Genomic DNA, 17296 nt, shown 5'->3' with positions numbered 1-17296 from the left:
GCCGCCTGCACTGGCGCACTGATCTATCATTTCCTTCAACCGATGAGGCAACAAATGACATCCTTATCCGTGGTACGCAGTCTCGCATCGATCTCCTTGCTGGGGGTCACGCTGTTCGGCCTGCCCGCGCAGGCGAGCGCCAATATCGGCGGCGACTTTCCACAAAAGCCGATCCGGCTGGTGGTGACGTTCCCGGCGGGCGGGGGAACCGACACGCTGGCGCGGGTGATCGGCTCGGAGGTGGGCCGCAGCCTGGGCCAGCCCGTGGTGGTCGACAACCGGCCGGGCGCCAGCGGCAATATCGGCGCCGAGTACGTCGCCAAGAGCCCGTCGGACGGCTACACCTTGCTGGTGGTCAACAGCAGCTTTGCCATCAACCCCGGTGTGTTCCGCAACCTGCAGTTCGATCCAGGCAAGGACTTCAGCGCGGTGATCTCCGTGGCGTCCGTGCCATCCGTCATCGCCGTACCCGTTTCTTCCAAGATCCAGACGTTCAATGACCTGCTCGCAGCTGGGCGCTCGGGCAAGCCGCCGACGTACGCCTCCTGCGGCAACGGCACGCCCCAGCACCTTGCCGGCGAACTGCTCAAGATCTCGGCCAGGATCGACCTGCTGCACGTGCCTTATAAGGGTTGCGCGCCTGCGCTCGCCGACGTGCTGGGCGGCCAGGCCGACGTCAGCATCAACACCCTCAGCAACACGGTGCCTTACCTCAAGGCCAACAAGCTGCGCGCGCTGGCCGTCACGTCAAAAGGCCGGTCGCCGCTGCTGCCCGACGTGGCCTCGGTGAGCGAGCTTGGGGTCAGTGGCTATGACGTCGACCAGTGGTTTGGCATCCTGGCCCCGGCGCACACGCCGCCGGACATCGTGCAGAAGCTCAACGCGGCCATCGCCAAGGCCGTCGCCAAACCCGAGGTCAAGGCCAATCTCGCCCAACTGGGATTTGCCACCGCCAGCAGCACCCCGGCGGAATTCCAGAAAGTGGTGAACACCGATATCGAGCGCTGGAAGAAGCTCGCCGCGCAGATCGGCCTGCGGGTCGACTAAGACCCGCAAGAAGCAAAGAAAAACTAACAGAAGAAGCCGACAGAAGCCTGCTAAAGCTCGCCAAGGCCAACTGAGACCCACGGGGCAACGCGCGCCGCCCGCCCCACCCAATCCCATTGCTGCACCGCTACGCCACGGCCATCACGGATCCCGTGCGACCGCTTGCGCCTTGCGTTTGCACCTGCCGTAAGGAAAAGACATGAAGGAAATGAAGGAAATGAAGGCAATGAAGGCAATCAAGGCAATGAAAGACATCCCCCGCCTGACGCCCGGATACGCGTTCGCCATCGCAGCACTCACCCTGTCCGCCCCCGCCTGGGCGCAGTCCGGCCTGGTGCTCTATGGCGTTGCCGACGTCGGCATCGAGTACCTCACCCACGCCGACGCCAGCGGTAACGCCCTCGCCCGGATGGCTTCGGGCAACCTGTCCGGCTCGCGCTGGGGCCTGCGCGGCACGGAAGACCTCGGCGGCGGCACCAGCGCGCTGTTCGTGCTCGAGAGCGGCTTCGATATCGATGCGGGCACGCTGGGCCAGGCCGGCCGGCTGTTTGGGCGGCAGGCCTACGCCGGGTTGAACACGCCTTATGGGCGGATCACCGCGGGCCACCAGAACAACCTGCTCTACGACATCCTGATCAACTACGACGCCATGGCCATCGCGCCGCGCTACTCCGCGTTCCTGATGGATAGCTCACTCGCGGGACGCTATGACAACGCCGCCAAGTACGTAGTGAAGTTCGGCGGGCTGACGGCCAGCGCGATGTACGCGTTCGCGCGCGGGACCTCCGTAACCACCGGCACCACCAGCACCATCACGGGCGAGACCGCCGGCAACGCACGGAACGACCGCGCCTGGAGCACCGCTCTGGAATACGCCACGGGCAACGCCGGGGCCACGATCATCTACGACCAGCAGCAGGGCACCACCGGCCTGTCCGGCCAAAACCCGGCGCAGCGCGACCGGCGCATCGCCGTAGCCGGCAGCTATGCATTCGCTCGCGCCAAGGTGTTCGCGGGCTATCGCTGGCTGAGCGGCGACATTGGCAGCACCCCTACCGTGGCGGCGCGCCGGAACGACCTGTTCTGGCTCGGCGCGAGCTATGCGTTTACGCCAGCGCTGACGTTGAGTGCGTCAGCCTACGTGATGAACGACAAGCGCAGCGCGCAAGATCCCTGGAGCCTGGTCGGCACGCTGGACTACGCGCTGTCCAAGCGCACCGATGGCTACCTGACGCTCGGATACGTCAAGAACAAGGACGGTTCGCGCGTCGGCCTGAACGGCATCCAGGCCAGCATCGGCCCCGGCCTGAACCAGCTTGGCGCGGTGGCGGGCATCCGCCACAAGTTCTAGCCCGGGCTAGGCTGCGGCACGGTGAGCAAGGCGCGGCACCCGCACAGGGTGCCCATATCGCCGGGCACGCCGGGCTCACCGGGCACAACCGAACGTTGGCTGACGTGCGCTTCGCGCGATGGCGGACCGCCGGCATTGTCGTGCGCCATGCATGCAAGCGCGCACTAATAGCACAACGGCGCGAAATCGAAACGCCCGCAGGCAAATCAGCTACAATAGGAACGATTTTCATTTACCAACCCTGGTGTGAGTTTGCCGACCGCGTGCCGTGCCTCGCGCCAACGGACTGGAAGCCACATGCGGTTGTCTGAACTTCCGCGGCGCACCGCCGCTGTCATCGTCTCGATCGATGACAATTCTCCTAACGATCCGGTAGCACGCCGCCTGCGCGAACTCGGCTTTGTGCCGGGTGAAGCCGTACAGGTCATCGCGCTGGGACCGTTCGGCATGGATCCCCTTGTCGCCCAGGTGGGCTTTACCCGGTTTGCCTTGCGCCGCGCCGAAGCGGCTCGCATTACCGTGGAAGCGCTAAGCGCCACCGTCTCCAGCATCACGCCGGCAGCGCAGCCCGACGCGCCCGCCGCCAAACGTTCCGCTGCCTGACCGGGCACCTGCCAAGAATATGTCTGTCGCCACCCCGACTTCCGCTTCCCAGCGTCCCGCATTGCGCGTTGCGCTGGTGGGCAATCCCAATTGCGGCAAGACCGCGCTGTTCAATCGCCTGACCGGCAGCCGCCAGAAGGTGGCCAACTACGCCGGCGTCACCGTCGAGCGCAAGGAAGGCCATTTTGTCTCGCCGGCCGGCCGGCAAGTGCGTGTGCTGGACCTGCCGGGTGCCTATAGCCTGCACGCAGCCAGCCTGGATGAAGCCATCACGCGCGACGTCTGCCTGGGCAAGCGCCCGGGCGAGCCGCGCCCGGACCTGCTGGTGTCGGTGGTGGATGCCACCAATTTGCGCCTGCACCTGCGCTTCGTGCTGGAACTGCGCCGCCTCGGCCTGCCGATGGTGCTGGTGCTCAACATGAGCGATGCCGCGGCCAAGCGCGGCATCCACATCGACCACGACAAGCTGGCCGCCGCGCTCGGCGTGCCGGTGGTCCGGACGATTGCCGTCAAGCGCGATGGCGCCGCCAGCCTGCTGGCCGCACTGGACGCGGCCTTGCCTGAAGTGCCGGCTGCAGCCCCCGAGCCGGCATCCGACCTGGACGTGCACCAGGAGGTCAAGCGCCTGCTGGATGCCGCCGTGACCATGCCGGCACGCACCGCGGCCATGGACGACCGCCTTGACCGCATCCTGCTGCATCCGGTGTTCGGCCTGATGATCCTGGCCGTGCTGCTGTTCCTGATGTTCCAGGCGGTGTTCTCCTGGGCCGCCCCGCTGATGGACGGCATCGAGGGCGGCGTGCACTGGTTCGGCGAGATCGTCGGCAGCCATCTGCCCGAGGGCATGCTGCGCAGCCTGCTGGTGGATGGCCTGATCGCCGGCCTGGGCGCCGTCGTCGTGTTCCTGCCGCAGATCCTGATCCTGTTCCTGTTCATCCTGACGCTGGAGGAGTCCGGCTACCTGCCGCGCGCCGCCTTCCTGCTCGACCGCCTGATGATGGGGGCCGGCTTGTCCGGCCGCTCCTTTATCCCGCTGCTCTCCAGCTTTGCCTGCGCGATTCCCGGCATCATGGCCACGCGTACCATCCAGGACCCGCGCGACCGCCTCGCGACCATCCTGGTGGCCCCGCTGATGACGTGCTCCGCGCGCCTGCCCGTGTACGCCCTGCTGATCGGCGCCTTCATCCCGGCGCGCACGGTGATGGGGATGTTCAACCTGCAGGGCCTGGTGCTGTTCGTCCTCTATGTGGCGGGCATCGTGAGCGCGCTGGTGGTGGCGTACGTGCTGAAGTATTTCCGCCGCGACCGCACCGACCACCCGCTGATGATGGAGCTGCCCTCGTACCGCATCCCCAATGCGCGCGACGTGGCGATCGGCCTGTGGGAGCGTGCCCGCATCTTCCTGTCCCGCGTGGGCAAGGTGATCCTGACGCTGACGGTGCTGCTGTGGTTCCTGGCCACGTTCCCGTCGCCGCCGGACGGCGCCACCGCCCCGGCCATCGACTACAGCTTCGCCGGCATGATCGGCCGGGCGCTGGAGCATGTTTTTGCCCCGATCGGCTTCAATTGGCAGATCTGCATCGCGCTGGTGCCGGGCCTGGCCGCGCGCGAAGTCGCCGTGGGCGCGCTGGCCACCGTCTATGCGCTGTCCGGCAGCGAGGACGCGATGGCCAGCCAGCTGGTGCCGATGATCGCCGCGCAATGGTCGCTCGCCACGGCGCTCTCGCTGCTGGCCTGGTACGTGTTCGCGCCGCAATGCATCTCCACGATGGCGGTGATCCGGCGCGAAACCGGCTCCTGGAAGGTGATGGCCGCCTCGACGGCCTACCTGGCAAGCCTGGGCTACCTGGCTGCCTTTGCCACGTACCGCATCACCCTGATGCTGAGCTAAAGCGAGGACATTGCCGCCATGAGCCTTTACCACGCCTTTGAAACCCTGCTGGTGCCGCTGATCGTGCTGGCCTGCACGCTCTCCGTGCTGGCGCGCTATGCACCGCGCACCCGTGAACGGATCAAGAGCGGGCTGGCGGCGCGCCTGGGTGGCACCGCGGCCACCGGCTGGCGCCAGCGTGCGGTGGCCTGGCTGGCACCGCAGGCAGCGGCCGGCTGCGCCAGCGGCTGCGACAGCGGCGGCTGCAATACCTGCAGCTCCAGCACCACCGACAGCGCGCAGCAAGTGCCCGCCCAACAGGCCGGCGAGCAGGTCATCCGCTTCGTGGCCAAGCGCTGATACGCCCCAAAACCCATCGCTGGCCACGTTTTTGATCCACGCAGAAACGGGTACGCTTTGGGTTCGCCGCGCTGGTTCACAGCGTCTTCGGCACCGCCTCCCTCCCTCTTTCCCTCCTCGCCGGCATCTGCGCGGCACGATCTCCATCAACAACGACGCCCGGCAGGAACACATGCCGGGCGCCGCATCAGCTCACCGTTCCCGGAATCGTGATGGAAATCGGCTGCGGTTCAGATCCGCAGGGGACTCGGCGCACTCGTCCCGCTCGTCCTTGACGCCCTTTCGCGTTCTCGACTATTCTTGCCGGATGCCGGCCGCTGAAAAGCGGGCTCGGCATGCATGACAAATACAAGTACCAGTACATGTGCAAGTGATCGAGGCACCTTGCGTAAGCCGCGTCATCCGCACCGCTCACACACACCACGCAATGCACCAAGCCACCTGCTTTCACCGCCGCGCCGCCGATGCCTCCCGCATCGCTGCAGCCGCGCGCGTGCCGGCAGCAGGTCGCGCGCTGGGTACCGCCATTGCTCCCGTTGCACCGGCCCTGTCGGCGCCGCGTCTTTCCTCCTCGCTACTGCTAGACCTACTGATCGGTTGCCGGGCCTAGGGCCTAGTGGCAGTTCGGCAGCCTCGCGCCACCCTTTTTCCGCATTAGCTTTCCGACGCCTTCGCAGTTGAGCGCTTCGGCGCCCTGGCGATCTTGCGTCCTGCTTTTTGCATTCTGCTTTTTGCTTCTTGTGTCTTGCATCTTCCCGCGAGGAAGGAGAACCGTCATGATGTTGCGCAACCCCGCCACCAAATACCGCCCTGCCACCACCGTAGATATCGCCGACCGAACCTGGCCCGCCAAGCGCATCACGCGCGCGCCGGTCTGGATGAGCACGGATCTGCGCGATGGCAACCAGGCCCTGATCGAGCCGATGAACCCGCAGCGCAAGCTCCGCTTCTTCGAGCAGCTGGTCAAGATCGGGCTGAAGCAGATCGAGGTGGCGTTTCCCTCTGCCTCGCAGACCGATTTCGATTTCGTGCGGATGCTGATCGAGGAAGACCGCATCCCGGACGACGTGACCATCGTGGTGCTGACCCAGGCGCGCGAAGACCTGATACAGCGCACCATCGAATCCGTGCGCGGCGCCGCGCGCGCCGTGGTGCATCTCTACAACCCCATCGCCCCTGCGTTTCGCCGCATCGTGTTTGGTGCAAGCCGCGAGGAGGTCAAGGAGATCGCGCTGGCGGGCACCCGCCTGATCAAGGCGCTGACCGACGGCATGCCCGAGACGGCATGGAGCTACGAATACTCGCCCGAGACCTTCAGCATGACCGAGCTGGATTTCTCGCTCGAGGTTTGCGATGCGGTATCCGCGATCTGGCAGCCTAGCGCCACGCGCCCGCTCATTCTCAACCTGCCGACCACGGTGGAATGCAGCACGCCCAATATCTTCGCCGACCAGATCGAATGGATGCACCGGCATCTTGCACGGCGCGCGGACATCGTACTGTCGGTGCACCCGCATAATGACCGTGGCACCGCGGTGGCAGCCGCCGAACTTGCCGTGATGGCCGGCGCCGATCGCGTGGAAGGCTGCTTGTTTGGCAATGGCGAGCGCACCGGCAATGTCGACCTGGTGACGCTGGCGCTGAATCTCTACACGCAGGGCGTGGACCCCGGGCTCGATTTTTCCGACATCGATGAAGTGCGCCAGTGCGTGGAGGATTGCAACCAGCTCCCCGTGCATCCGCGCCACCCGTATGTGGGCGACCTCGTCTTCACGGCCTTCTCCGGCTCGCACCAGGATGCGATTCGCAAGGGCTTCGCGCAGCAGAAGGCGGATGCGATCTGGGAGGTGCCTTACCTGCCGATCGATCCGGCCGACCTTGGCCGCAGCTACGATGCGGTGATCCGCGTGAACAGCCAGTCCGGCAAGGGCGGCATGGCTTACCTGCTCGAACAGGTGCACGGCATCTATATGCCGCGCCGCCTGCAGATCGAGTTCAGCCGCGCGGTGCAGTCGATGACCGACGAGAGCGGGCTCGAAGCCAGCGCCGATGACTTGTATGGCTTGTTCAAGCGCGAGTATCTCGAAGATGAGGCGCCGCTGCGCTATGTGGGCCACCAGATGGTGTCCGGCAGCGACGGCCAGGTTGAGATCGAAGTGGCGCTGCTGCGCGATGGCGAAGCGCTCAGCGCGCGCGGCCGGGGCAACGGCCCGATCGATGCGTTTGTCAGCGGCCTCAAGGGTGCGCTGGACATGCCGGTGCGCGTGATGGATTACCACGAGCACGCGCTGTCAAGCGGCGCCAATGCTGCCGCGGCCTGCTATGTGGAAGTGCGGGTAGGAGACTCCGCCACGGGCTTCGGCGCCAGCATCGACGCCAGTATCGTCACGGCATCGCTCAAGGCCGTGGTGTCGGGCGTGAACCGCCACCTGCGTGCAGCCGGCCAGCCGCGGCGCGAGCAAGCCCTGGCCGATTGATGCCGCCCGCGTCCGGACCCAAGGCCTCGGCGCAGAAAAACCGGTGTGCCCCGCCCCCACGGGGCACACCCGGAAAGACGCCCTTGCGGGACGCCCACGACATGCTCGTTGCTTGACTGTGTGCACAGCGTAAAGCGGGCGCAAACTTGCTGCCACGAATATTTGCGCATGTCCTTAGAAGCCCGGCCCGGGATTGGAAATGCGAAAGCGCGCTGCGCGGCTCGCGCGCAAGCACCCCGGCGCGAGCGGGGACTGTCGCAACGCGGCGACGCATGCGCGTGTGCGCGCCACCGATGCCCATCTTCTTGCTCTCGGTCAAGGCTCGACCGGAAACGCTGCGCCACACTGTGCGTGAAGTTTCCTAAAACACGAGCCAACCATCATGAAGAAGCACCTGCCTACCCGTCTGTGCACCACCGCCATTGCTACCCTTGCCGTGCTCAGCGCCGTTGCCGCAACGCCCGCTGCTGCTGCCGATGAAGCGCAGGGCAACTGGATGGTGCGCCTGCGCGGCACCTATCTCGACATGGCCGGCAAGTCCGACCCGATCGGCGGCGTTGGCGCCTCGGACCGCATCACGGTCAACAACAAGTGGATTCCGGAACTCGATGTCACCTACTTCTTCACGCCGCACATCGCCGCCGAGCTGGTGCTGACCGTGCCGCAGAAGCAGAACGTCTACCTGGATGGCAACAAGATCGGCTCCTTCACCCATCTGCCGCCGACGCTGCTGGTGCAGTATCACTTCATTCCCAACGGCACCTTCCGCCCGTATATCGGCGCCGGCCTGAACTTCACGCGCATCTGGGGCGCCGACATTGCCAACAATTCGCTGTCGCTCGATAGCTGGAGCGTGGCGCCGGCCCTGCAGATCGGCATGGACTACAAGCTCACCAAGAACTGGTTCCTCAATGCCGACGTCAAGAAGGTGTGGCTGTCGAGCGATGTGAAGGCGGCCGGCGTGAAGGTCTCGAACGTGAGCCTGGACCCGTGGCTGTTCAGCATGGGTGTGGGCTACCGCTTCTGACGAAACGCGGAACGGCACGCCACCGCACAACGAGCGCGCGGCTGATACCGCGTCAGGCTCTGGCTGGGCGCGGGATCTGCCGCAATGCGTTGCGATTCAAGCCATAGAAGCGCGCGACCACGGCCAGCTCCGGGCCAGCATCAAGCAGCGCTTGCGCTGATTGCCGGCTCTGCAGTATCTGCGGGATGTTGGCGAGAAAAACGCTCGCCACGCCCGGGTCGAAATGCGTGCCGGAACCTGCCGAGACAATCGACAACGCATCGTCGTCGCTCATGCCGGGACGATAGCAGCGCGACTCCGTCATGGCATCGAAGGCGTCGGCCAGCGCCACGATACGCGCGGCCAGCGGGATCTCCTTGCCGGCCAGGCCGCGTGGATAGCCCGTGCCATCGAAACGCTCATGGTGATGGTGCGCGACTTGCGCCGCCAGACGCATCAGCGCGTCCGCGCTGCCCGCAAGTATGTTCGCGCCGATCTCGGCATGCCGCTCGATCACCTGCCGCTCTTCAGGGAGCAGCTTGCCAGGTTTGAGCAGAATGGCATCGGGGATGGCGAGCTTGCCCACGTCGTGCGCCGGCGTGACGAGCCGTATGCGCTCGCAGTGCGCCGCATCCAGCCCGAGCAGATCGGCAAGGCAGGCGGCGATCGTCGCGGTGCGAACGAGATGGCCCGATGCATGCGGGTAACGCAAGCAGCCAGCGAGCGTCAGGCTGGCCAGCGTCATAACCGCATGGGGATTCGTAGTCATGGTGCTGAAGCTGGGCGAAGCGCGAGATTCTATGCCTGCCAAGGCATATCGCCAATAGCCGATGGCGAACCGCCTTCGTGGCCGCGCATTTCGCCTGCCTAGCGGAACGCCGGCTCGTCAAAACTACGCAGCTTTCGCGAGTGCAGTTGCTCGGCACCGCCCTCGCGCAAGATGCGAATCGCCTCCAGCCCGATCGACATATGCTGGCTCACCCGCTGCCGATAAAACGCGTTGGCCATGCCGCGCAGCTTGAGTTCGCCATGCAGCGGCTTGTCGGACACGCATAGCAAGGTGCCATACGGCACCCGCAGGCGGAAGCCGTTGGCCGCGACCGTGGCGCTTTCCATGTCGATGGCAATCGCGCGCGACTGGTTGAAGCGGGCGTACAACGCCTTGGACTTGAGCTCCCAGTTGCGGTCGTCGGTGGAGACAACGGTGCCGGTGCGCATGCGGGTCTTCATCTCGTTGCCGGACAAACCCGTCACGCGCACCACGGCCTCTTGCAGCGCGACCTGGATCTCGGCGATAGGCGGCACCGGCACCCAGGGGGGCAGGTCGTGATCGAGCACGTGGTCGTCGCGCACATACGCGTGCGCCAGGACGTAGTCGCCGAGTTGTTGCGAGCGGCGCAGGCCGCCGCAGTGGCCAACCATCAGCCAGCAGTGCGGGCGCAGCACGGCAAGGTGGTCGGTCATGGTCTTGGCGTTGGACGGGCCCACGCCGATATTGACCAGCGTGACACCGAGATTGTCCTCGCGCACCAGGTGGTAGGCGGGCATCTGCGGCAACGCGCGCGGGCGCAGCGCGTCGTCGGGTTCGGCCTCGCCGCGCTCTTGCATCACATCGCCGGGTTCGACGAAGCGCACGTAGCCGTCCGCGCCTTGCGCGTCTTCGGCGGCCATCAGCGAGCGGCCGAGCGCAATGAATTCGTCGACGTAGCGCTGATAGTTGGTAAACAGCACAAAGCGCTGGAAATGCTGGGGCGCGGTGCCGGTGTAGTGATAGAGGCGCTGCAGCGCCAGGTCCACGCGCTCGCCGGGAAACATCGAGAGCGGCCAGGCTTCGCCGGGCACCGGCTCATAGGTGCCGTTGGCGATGGCGTCGTCGATGCGGCTCAGCTCGGGCAGCACGAACGAGGCTTCGAGCTCGCGCGCCTGGGTGTAGCTGATGTCCGTGGTGGAGGCTTCGATGACGAACGGCAACGGGATCGGGCGGCGGCTGACGCCGACCACCACGGGCACGCGGTGGTAGCGTATCAGGCGCTCGATCTGGTCGCGGTAGTAATCGGCCAGCAGTTCGGGGCGGGTGACCGTGGTGCCGTAGACCCCGGGGTAGGCAACCGTGCCCCAGGATGGCCGGCTGTCGGTGACCATGGTTTCGAGATTGACCGAGATGCCCAGGTAGGGGTAGCAGGCATGTGCCGCGGACGGCAGCGGCTGGCCCTGGGCGAAGGCATCGAAGCGCGCGCGGATCGCGCCGACCGAGGCATCGTAGATTTCACGGATGCGAGCCAGCGCCGCGTCGGCGTCGGAGAACTCGGCCAGCTGATCGGCCGGATGGGCGGAAGAGAAGATCGAGGCATTCATGGGAAACATGATACCCCGCTACAGAGCGGAAGCAACATGGCCTGCCGCAAATTGACGGGCCTTCGCGCGCTCGCTACACTGCCTGCAGTCTTTTTTGCGGCCCCGCGCCGCACTCGCCTCGTGACGCCCCCCATTAGAAGGGCAGCGCCGAGTTGCCGTATCTGCTTGCATTGGGAGCCCCGATGGAAATCCGCAATCTGCTGCCAGAAGAGATCGAGGCGGCCAGACAACTCCTTGCGGCCAACGGATGGGCGCAGCGCGTTGCCAACACGGAACGCTTCGCCCGGCTGATCGCCAACTCGCAACGGGTGGTGGTGGCGGTCGATAACGGAGAGATCGTGGGTTTCGCGCGGGCGCTGTGCGACGACATCTCCAACGGTTACCTGTCGATGATCGCGGTGACGCCGAGCCATCGCCGCCGCGGCATCGGCCGGGCGCTGGTGCGCCACATCGTCGGCAACGATCCCGATATCACCTGGGTGCTGCGCGCCGGACGCTCGTCCGAGGCGGCCTTCTTCGGGCAGCTCGGCTTTGTGCCCTCGCTGGTGGCCATGGAGCGCCGGCGCATCTGAGCCGGGCCCGGCGGGCTGGCCCGCCGCTCAAACCTTCATCGTGCACAACAACACATGGCCTCATCCACCGGTTGGTTTCATTGGGCGTTGCTGTCGGCCGTCTTTGCCGCGCTGACGGCGATCTTCGCCAAGATCGGGCTGGAAGGCGTCAACTCGGACCTTGCCACGCTGGTGCGCACGGCGGTGATCATCGTGGTGCTGAGTTTTTTCGTGGTGCTCACGGGCAAGTGGAGCAACCCGCTTGCGCTGTCGCCGCGGACCTGGATCTTCCTCGTGCTCTCCGGCCTTGCCACGGGCGCCTCCTGGGTGTGTTACTTCCGGGCGCTGAAGATTGGCGATGCTTCGAAGGTGGCGCCGGTGGACAAGCTGAGCCTGCTGCTGGTGGCGGTGTTCGCCGTGATCTTTCTCGGCGAACGCCCCAACTTGCGCGAGTGGGCCGGCATCGCGCTGGTTGGCGCCGGCGTGCTGGTGCTGGGGTTCAAGCGCTAAGAGGCAACCGCGGCACATGGGGTTGCATCCGCATCACCGGTCCGTGCGCAGCGGCCCGTATTCCACCGGCACCCAGGCGTAGCCCTTGCTCTCCACGCGCACATGGCCGATCCCCGGGAACGGCAGGTGGGCGCCCGCCACCCACAGCTTGCCGCGCGCGGCATCGGCGAAAATCTTCTTGCGCGTGCGCACCGCCTGCGTGCTGTCCACGTCGAACTCCAGCGCCACTTCCGGGCGGCGGAACTGCACCGCGTGGCTGTGCACGATATCGCCCCACACCAGCAGGCTTTGATCGCCTGACTTGAACAGGTAGCCACTGTGGCCCGGGGTGTGCCCGGGCGCCGGCACCGCGCTCACGCCCGCCACCAGCTTGTCGCCGGCGCCGAAGGTGCGCAGCCGGCCGGCGGCCTGGTAGGGGGCGACGGCGGCGCGCGCCATGGCGAACGAGGACTGCGCGTCCTGTCGCGCGCGCGCGGCGGTGGCTTCGTCCAGCCAGTAGCCCGCCTCGGCCTTGTCGGCATACACGGTGGCATTGGTGAAAACGGCCTTGCCCTCGGCCGTGAGGCCGCACGCATGATCGCCGTGCATATGGGTCAGCAGCACCGTATCGACCTGGGCGGGGTTGTAGCCCGCCGCGCGCAGGTTCTCGACGACGCGGCCCAGCGTGGGGCCGAAGCAAGCCGCCGTGCCGGTGTCGACCAGGATCAGGTTGGCGCCGGTGTTGACCAGGTAAGCGTTGACGGCGGTCTGCATGCCGGGCGTGGAGGCCACGAACATGCGCGCGAGCAGGCCCTGCACCTCGCCCGGGCTGGTGAACCTGAGCACCTTGGTGTCCAGGTCGACGTAGCCGTCGTAGAGCGCGGTGACCTCGAACTGGCCCAGCATCATGCGGTAGTAGCCGGGCACCTGCGTCCTCTGCTGGGCCGGCGGGGCCGCTGGCGGCTGAACCTGCGCCAGCGCGGGCAGGCCGGCAAGGGCAAGGGCGCAGACCATCGAAAGCGAAGTCAGGCGGTCAGCAAGGCGGGGCAGCGTCATGGGTCGGTCCTTTAGGAGAGCAAACCAGGCAAGGCCACGTGCCGCCGCCTGGTCAACGGCTGTTTTGCGCGGCGCGGGAACGCAGATACGCCAGCGCCGGTGCCAACTGTGCCAGTGCCGGCGCCTGCGCGCAAACATGCGCGGCAGTGCTCCAGGGATAGGGCAGGCGGGCCAGCCAGCCGTCGAGCACCTGTTGCGCGGCGTCGGCGGGCAGCACTTCCATGGCCTCGATCACGATGGTGAGTGCCTCAACGCGCCGGGCGCCATCTTGTGCCGAGAATTCCCATGCGTAGCTGCCGCAGCCCACGCGCACGCCACCGCTGGCCTTGTCGGTCATGCCTACCAGCCAGTCGCAGCCATAGCGTTGCGCGTCGGCTGCGGGCGGGGCCTCTGCCAGGCAGAACGTGTAGACGTTGTCGTAGCTCTGGCCAAAGCGCCGCACCAGCACGTCGCTGATCGTGGCCAGGCCTTCGCTGCGTGCCGGGAACGCGATGGCCTCGGACTTGACCGTCATCTCCAGCGTGGCATCGGCAGCGAAGGCGTGTGCCATCAGATGGGGGCGGTTCTCATCCTTGGCGCGGATATAGGTGCGGATCAGAGCCTGGGGATCGAGGGAGCCGGGATACGTCGATGCGGGTGCGTTCATGCGTGCCTTGCGTGGGCCTGCGGCTGGCCAGAGGCTGCCGCACGGCCATTGTTGAGTGGTTGGCGGCATGGTAGCCCGTCTCCCGCGCCAGCGGTGGCGCGGCCCTCCCGCCAGCAAGGTTGCTTCGGAATGCGCCGGTTCCCGCGATCGCGCCGGCCTGGTTGTCTTTGCTTCAAGACCTTTCGTCACGAGCACGTCATCAAGCCGACATAGATTGTGGCCCTGCCGCCGCCCGCCCCCAACAGGCGGGCGGCAAACGAAAACACACGAGAACAAACGAGAACAACGAACGGGTGAAGGATCGATGATCAAGCGAAAGCAGTGGGCTGCAGTGGCCTGTACCCTGGCAACGGCAGCACTGGCCGCCTGCGGCGGCGACGGCGACCAGACGCAGGCGGCGCAAGCGGGCAGCGGCGGCAGCACCGGAGGCAATGGCAGCAATGGCGGCGCGGTGACGCAGCCGGCCGCGCTCACGCCGCTGGCGGGCGGCTCGCTTTATGTCGGCGCGGTGAGCTTCGGAGATACCGTGTCCGTAGCGCTCGACCAGCCGGCCGCCGGCCAGGTCACGCTGCGCTTTCTCGATTCGCGCTTTGGCCTGGGCGGCACGCTGGTGGGCAGCTACACGCGTAGCGGCGACACCTACAAGGTCACCAAGCTGGCGGCAGCCAGTGCCGACGTGCCCGCGGCCCTGGCCACCGCCGCGAGCGCCATCAGCTTTGAGTTCGTGGTCGATGCCGGCGTGCTGTCCGGTGCGCTGGGCCAGGTGCCCAACCTCCTCGCGGGTGGCGGCGCACTGCTCCAGGGCCACGTGAGCGCGGCCAACAAGGGCGCGCAGCTGAGCGATGTCGCGGGCGTCTACAACTATCTGCGCCAGGCCGGCACCACGGCCGCCGTGGGGCAGGTCAAGATCTCCGCGGACGGGACGGTGCGCGCCTGCGCCGGCGCCGCCTATGCCGACAATTGCGCCGGCGGCGAAAGCGGCAAGCTCGCCGTGGACGCCGACCAGCAGCGCTTCCCCGGCGCCTTCGCCGTGACGCTGGGCGGCAGCAAGATCGGCCGCCTCTTTGTGGCACGCCAGGATGGCCAGGCAACGCTGTTCGTCGACGAGGCCGCCAGCAATGCTGACGGCAGCCCGCGCAACGGCAGCTGGGTGCTCAGGAGCGCGCAGGCCATTGCCGCCGGCGCCGCCGACGGCGACTGGCTGTGTGCCGAGCCCGAGCTGGACGACGGCAACGCGGCCACTGGCCGCACCCGCCGCAACATCGTGTCGATCGTGGGCAACCGGCTCGCCGCCGACAATATCGCCACGGACGTCGCGCTGAACTACAACGCGGCCGTCGGGGCCAGTGGCGCCATCGCCACCGGCGCCAACGGGCTGGTGTCCGGGGCCTGGCAGGACACCGCCGCCGCCCAGCCGCAAGCCGCCTCGCTGGCGCTGCTGCCGGTCACCGCCAAGCTGGCCTACCAGCTGCGCGACGTACCCGGCGCCAAGCGCCGCCTCCAGGGCGTTTGCACGCCGCTGGCCGCGCAAACCCCGACCACCACCTACCTGCAAGCCAAGGCCGGCGATATCGTGCAGGTCACGCTGGCCGACCTGCGCCCGACCCAGCCGGCCATCGGCTTCGACCAGATCTACTACAAGCTGGGCCGTTACGCGGCCGACCCGGCCAAGAAGTTCGACGATGCCTGCGAGGCCAACGGCCAGAACAAGGCCAGCGCGACGAGCGCTGCGTCGCGCCTTGACAACCTCGCCTCCTTCACCTGCACCAAGGCGGTCGGCAACAAGCCAGCGGATATGAAGACCATGGTGATCGGCCCGGCGGGCAAGCCGTACCTGACCGATGGCCATCACACCTTCACCAGCGTGTGGGAAGCTGCCGACGGCGGCCCGCAGGCGAAGATGTGGATCAAGGTGCAGGACAACCTGGCCACGCAGGACCGCGCCACGTTCTTCCGCACGCTGCGCGAGCGCAAGCTGATGTGGCTGAAGGACACCGCCAACCGCCCGACCACGCCGGCCGAACTGCCACCGGCGCTCGGCCTGCGCAACGGCCTGGGCAACGACCGCTATCGCTCGCTGGTGTATTTCACGCGCGACATCGCCTACCAGCAACTGGCAGACGCCACGGAGTTCACGGAGTTTTACTGGGGTGACTGGCTGCGCCAGCGCGTCAACCTGGACAACTACCGCCTGGACGACACCACGAGCTACCTGAGCGCCGTGCGCGCAGCGGCCACCGCCATGGCGGCGCTGGCCCCGGCCGATCCGGTGAGCAGCGGCAAGACCGCCGCGGCGCTGGGTGGCCTGACGGTGCTCAACGAGACGGAGCTCACGGCGCTGTCGCAGCCGGTGGGCAGCGCCAAGCCCGGCAAGCTGCCGTATGCGGTGGGCTACAAGGCGACGCTGGCCCCGTAAGCTGGCCCGGCGGCCTCGCCGTGCAGGTGGATCGCACGGCGAGGCCGCCGGCCATGCCTTACTCAGGCTGGATGTTGGCGGCCTTGATGATGCGGCCCCACTTGGCCGATTCCTGCGCCTGGAACTTGGCCAGCTCCGCGGGCGTGCTGGTGAACACGTCGGTGCCGGTGGACTGGTAGAAGTTTGCCGCCGTCTCGCTCCTGGCAGCCTTCACCATCAGGGCGTTGAGCTTGTCCACCACCGGCTGCGGCGTCTTGGCCGGCGCGTAGGCAGCGAACCAGTAGCTCATCTCATAGCCTTTGACGCCGGCCTCGTCGATGGTCGGCACACTGGGCGCCAGCGGCGAGCGCGTCTTGCCCGACACGCCCAGCGCCTTGAGCTTGCCGCTCTTGACCTGGGGCAGGCCGGTGGCGGTATCGGTGATCATCATCTGGATCTGGTTGCCCAGCAGGTCGGTGATGGCCAGCGGGTTGCTCTTGTAGGGCACGTGCAGCAACTGCACATGCGCCATCTGCTGGAACAGCTCTCCGGCAATGCGCGAGGACGAGCTGCCGCTGCCAAAGCTGAGCTTGCCCGGCTCCTTCTTGGCCAGTGCGATGAATTCCCCGACGTTGTTGACCGGCAACTGCGGGTTGACCACCATGATCTGGCCGCCACGGCCCAGCGCGGTCACCGGTACGTAGTCCTTGACCGGATCGTAGGGCAGCTTCTTGAACAGATGCTCGTTGGCCGCATGCGTGGTGTTGGTGCTGATCAGCACGGTATAGCCGTCCGGGCTGGCCTTGGCCACGTCGCTGGCAGCGATAAAACCGTTGGCGCCGGGCTTGTTGTCGACCACCACCGTCACCTTGGCATCGACCGTAATGGCCTGGCCGATCGCGCGGGCGAGCTGGTCCGTGGCGCTGCCGGCGGCGAACGGCACCACAAAGCGAATCGGCTTGTCCGGAAACTCCGCCTGCGCCGGGCCGGCCAGCAGCGCGAGCGCCGCGGCGGCGATGCCGGTGACCACCTTCAGGCGGGAAGCGGGCTTGCTGTATGCGGACATTTTTGGTCTCCTGTTCGAATCTGG

15 protein-coding genes are annotated in these 17296 nt (G+C 66.8%); 10 read left to right on the top strand and 5 right to left on the bottom strand.

Features of this window, described 5'->3' with window-relative positions; all coding sequences use genetic code 11:
* Positions 1-54 precede the first annotated feature (54 nt).
* The 7 genes from AC1DS3_RS00850 (at position 55) to AC1DS3_RS00820 (ending at position 8735) form a co-directional block, all read left to right on the top strand.
* Positions 55-1047, top strand: coding sequence for a tripartite tricarboxylate transporter substrate binding protein (locus AC1DS3_RS00850; protein ID WP_441632706.1), 993 nt, complete (start codon positions 55-57; stop codon positions 1045-1047).
* A 244-nt stretch (positions 1048-1291) separates the two neighbouring features.
* Positions 1292-2398: a porin gene (locus AC1DS3_RS00845; RefSeq protein ID WP_441632859.1), complete on the top strand. Its 1107-nt coding sequence runs from the start codon at positions 1292-1294 to the stop codon at positions 2396-2398.
* A gap of 297 nt (positions 2399-2695) precedes the next feature.
* Complete coding sequence (locus AC1DS3_RS00840; protein WP_174426149.1) at positions 2696-3001, top strand: FeoA family protein; 306 nt, start codon at positions 2696-2698, stop codon at positions 2999-3001.
* Positions 3002-3020: 19 nt separating this feature from the next.
* A complete protein-coding gene (gene feoB, locus AC1DS3_RS00835; protein WP_441632704.1) occupies positions 3021-4892 on the top strand; it encodes a ferrous iron transport protein B in 1872 nt (623 codons plus the stop codon).
* 18 nt (positions 4893-4910) lie between these two features.
* On the top strand, positions 4911-5231 hold the full coding sequence (locus AC1DS3_RS00830) for a DUF6587 family protein (protein WP_441632702.1): 321 nt from the start codon (positions 4911-4913) through the stop codon (positions 5229-5231).
* 779 nt (positions 5232-6010) lie between these two features.
* Entirely contained in the window at positions 6011-7708 is a 1698-nt protein-coding gene (gene leuA / locus AC1DS3_RS00825; protein ID WP_441632857.1) for a 2-isopropylmalate synthase, read from the top strand.
* Between the two features lie 382 nt (positions 7709-8090).
* On the top strand, positions 8091-8735 hold the full coding sequence (locus tag AC1DS3_RS00820; RefSeq protein ID WP_441632700.1) for an OmpW/AlkL family protein: 645 nt from the start codon (positions 8091-8093) through the stop codon (positions 8733-8735).
* Between the two features lie 52 nt (positions 8736-8787).
* Here AC1DS3_RS00820 and AC1DS3_RS00815 read toward each other — a convergent pair whose 3' ends face one another.
* Together AC1DS3_RS00815 and AC1DS3_RS00810 are read right to left on the bottom strand one after the other, a co-directional pair.
* Positions 8788-9483 (bottom strand): HD-GYP domain-containing protein, encoded by a 696-nt coding sequence (locus AC1DS3_RS00815; protein WP_441632698.1) that lies wholly within the window; start codon positions 9481-9483, stop codon positions 8788-8790.
* Positions 9484-9581: 98 nt separating this feature from the next.
* Positions 9582-11078 carry an AMP nucleosidase gene (locus AC1DS3_RS00810; RefSeq protein ID WP_441632696.1) on the bottom strand — a complete coding sequence of 499 codons (1497 nt, stop codon included), beginning with the start codon at positions 11076-11078 and terminating at the stop codon, positions 9582-9584.
* A 173-nt stretch (positions 11079-11251) separates the two neighbouring features.
* Here AC1DS3_RS00810 and AC1DS3_RS00805 point away from each other — a divergent pair, with 173 nt between their 5' ends.
* Both AC1DS3_RS00805 and AC1DS3_RS00800 read left to right on the top strand, forming a co-directional pair.
* Positions 11252-11641 carry a GNAT family N-acetyltransferase gene (locus AC1DS3_RS00805; RefSeq protein WP_441632694.1) on the top strand — a complete coding sequence of 130 codons (390 nt, stop codon included), beginning with the start codon at positions 11252-11254 and terminating at the stop codon, positions 11639-11641.
* Positions 11642-11695: 54 nt separating this feature from the next.
* On the top strand, positions 11696-12130 hold the full coding sequence (locus tag AC1DS3_RS00800) for an EamA family transporter (RefSeq protein WP_150986453.1): 435 nt from the start codon (positions 11696-11698) through the stop codon (positions 12128-12130).
* A 33-nt stretch (positions 12131-12163) separates the two neighbouring features.
* Here AC1DS3_RS00800 and AC1DS3_RS00795 read toward each other — a convergent pair whose 3' ends face one another.
* Positions 12164-13165, bottom strand: a complete 1002-nt coding sequence (locus AC1DS3_RS00795; RefSeq protein ID WP_441632692.1) for an MBL fold metallo-hydrolase — start codon at positions 13163-13165, stop codon at positions 12164-12166.
* A 52-nt stretch (positions 13166-13217) separates the two neighbouring features.
* Positions 13218-13811, bottom strand: coding sequence for a hypothetical protein (locus AC1DS3_RS00790; protein WP_441632690.1), 594 nt, complete (start codon positions 13809-13811; stop codon positions 13218-13220).
* Between the two features lie 304 nt (positions 13812-14115).
* On the opposite strand from AC1DS3_RS00790, the gene AC1DS3_RS00785 reads away from it, so the two are divergent.
* A complete protein-coding gene (locus AC1DS3_RS00785) occupies positions 14116-16227 on the top strand; it encodes a ParB/Srx family N-terminal domain-containing protein (RefSeq protein WP_441632688.1) in 2112 nt (703 codons plus the stop codon).
* Between the two features lie 58 nt (positions 16228-16285).
* Here AC1DS3_RS00785 and AC1DS3_RS00780 read toward each other — a convergent pair whose 3' ends face one another.
* Complete coding sequence (locus AC1DS3_RS00780) at positions 16286-17272, bottom strand: Bug family tripartite tricarboxylate transporter substrate binding protein (RefSeq protein ID WP_441632686.1); 987 nt, start codon at positions 17270-17272, stop codon at positions 16286-16288.
* Positions 17273-17296: the final 24 nt, after the last annotated feature.

The sequence above is a fragment of the Cupriavidus sp. 01L46 genome (assembly GCF_056399905.1).
Note: the sequence above shows the minus strand (reverse complement) of the source record. Positions and strands in the feature narration are given on the sequence as shown.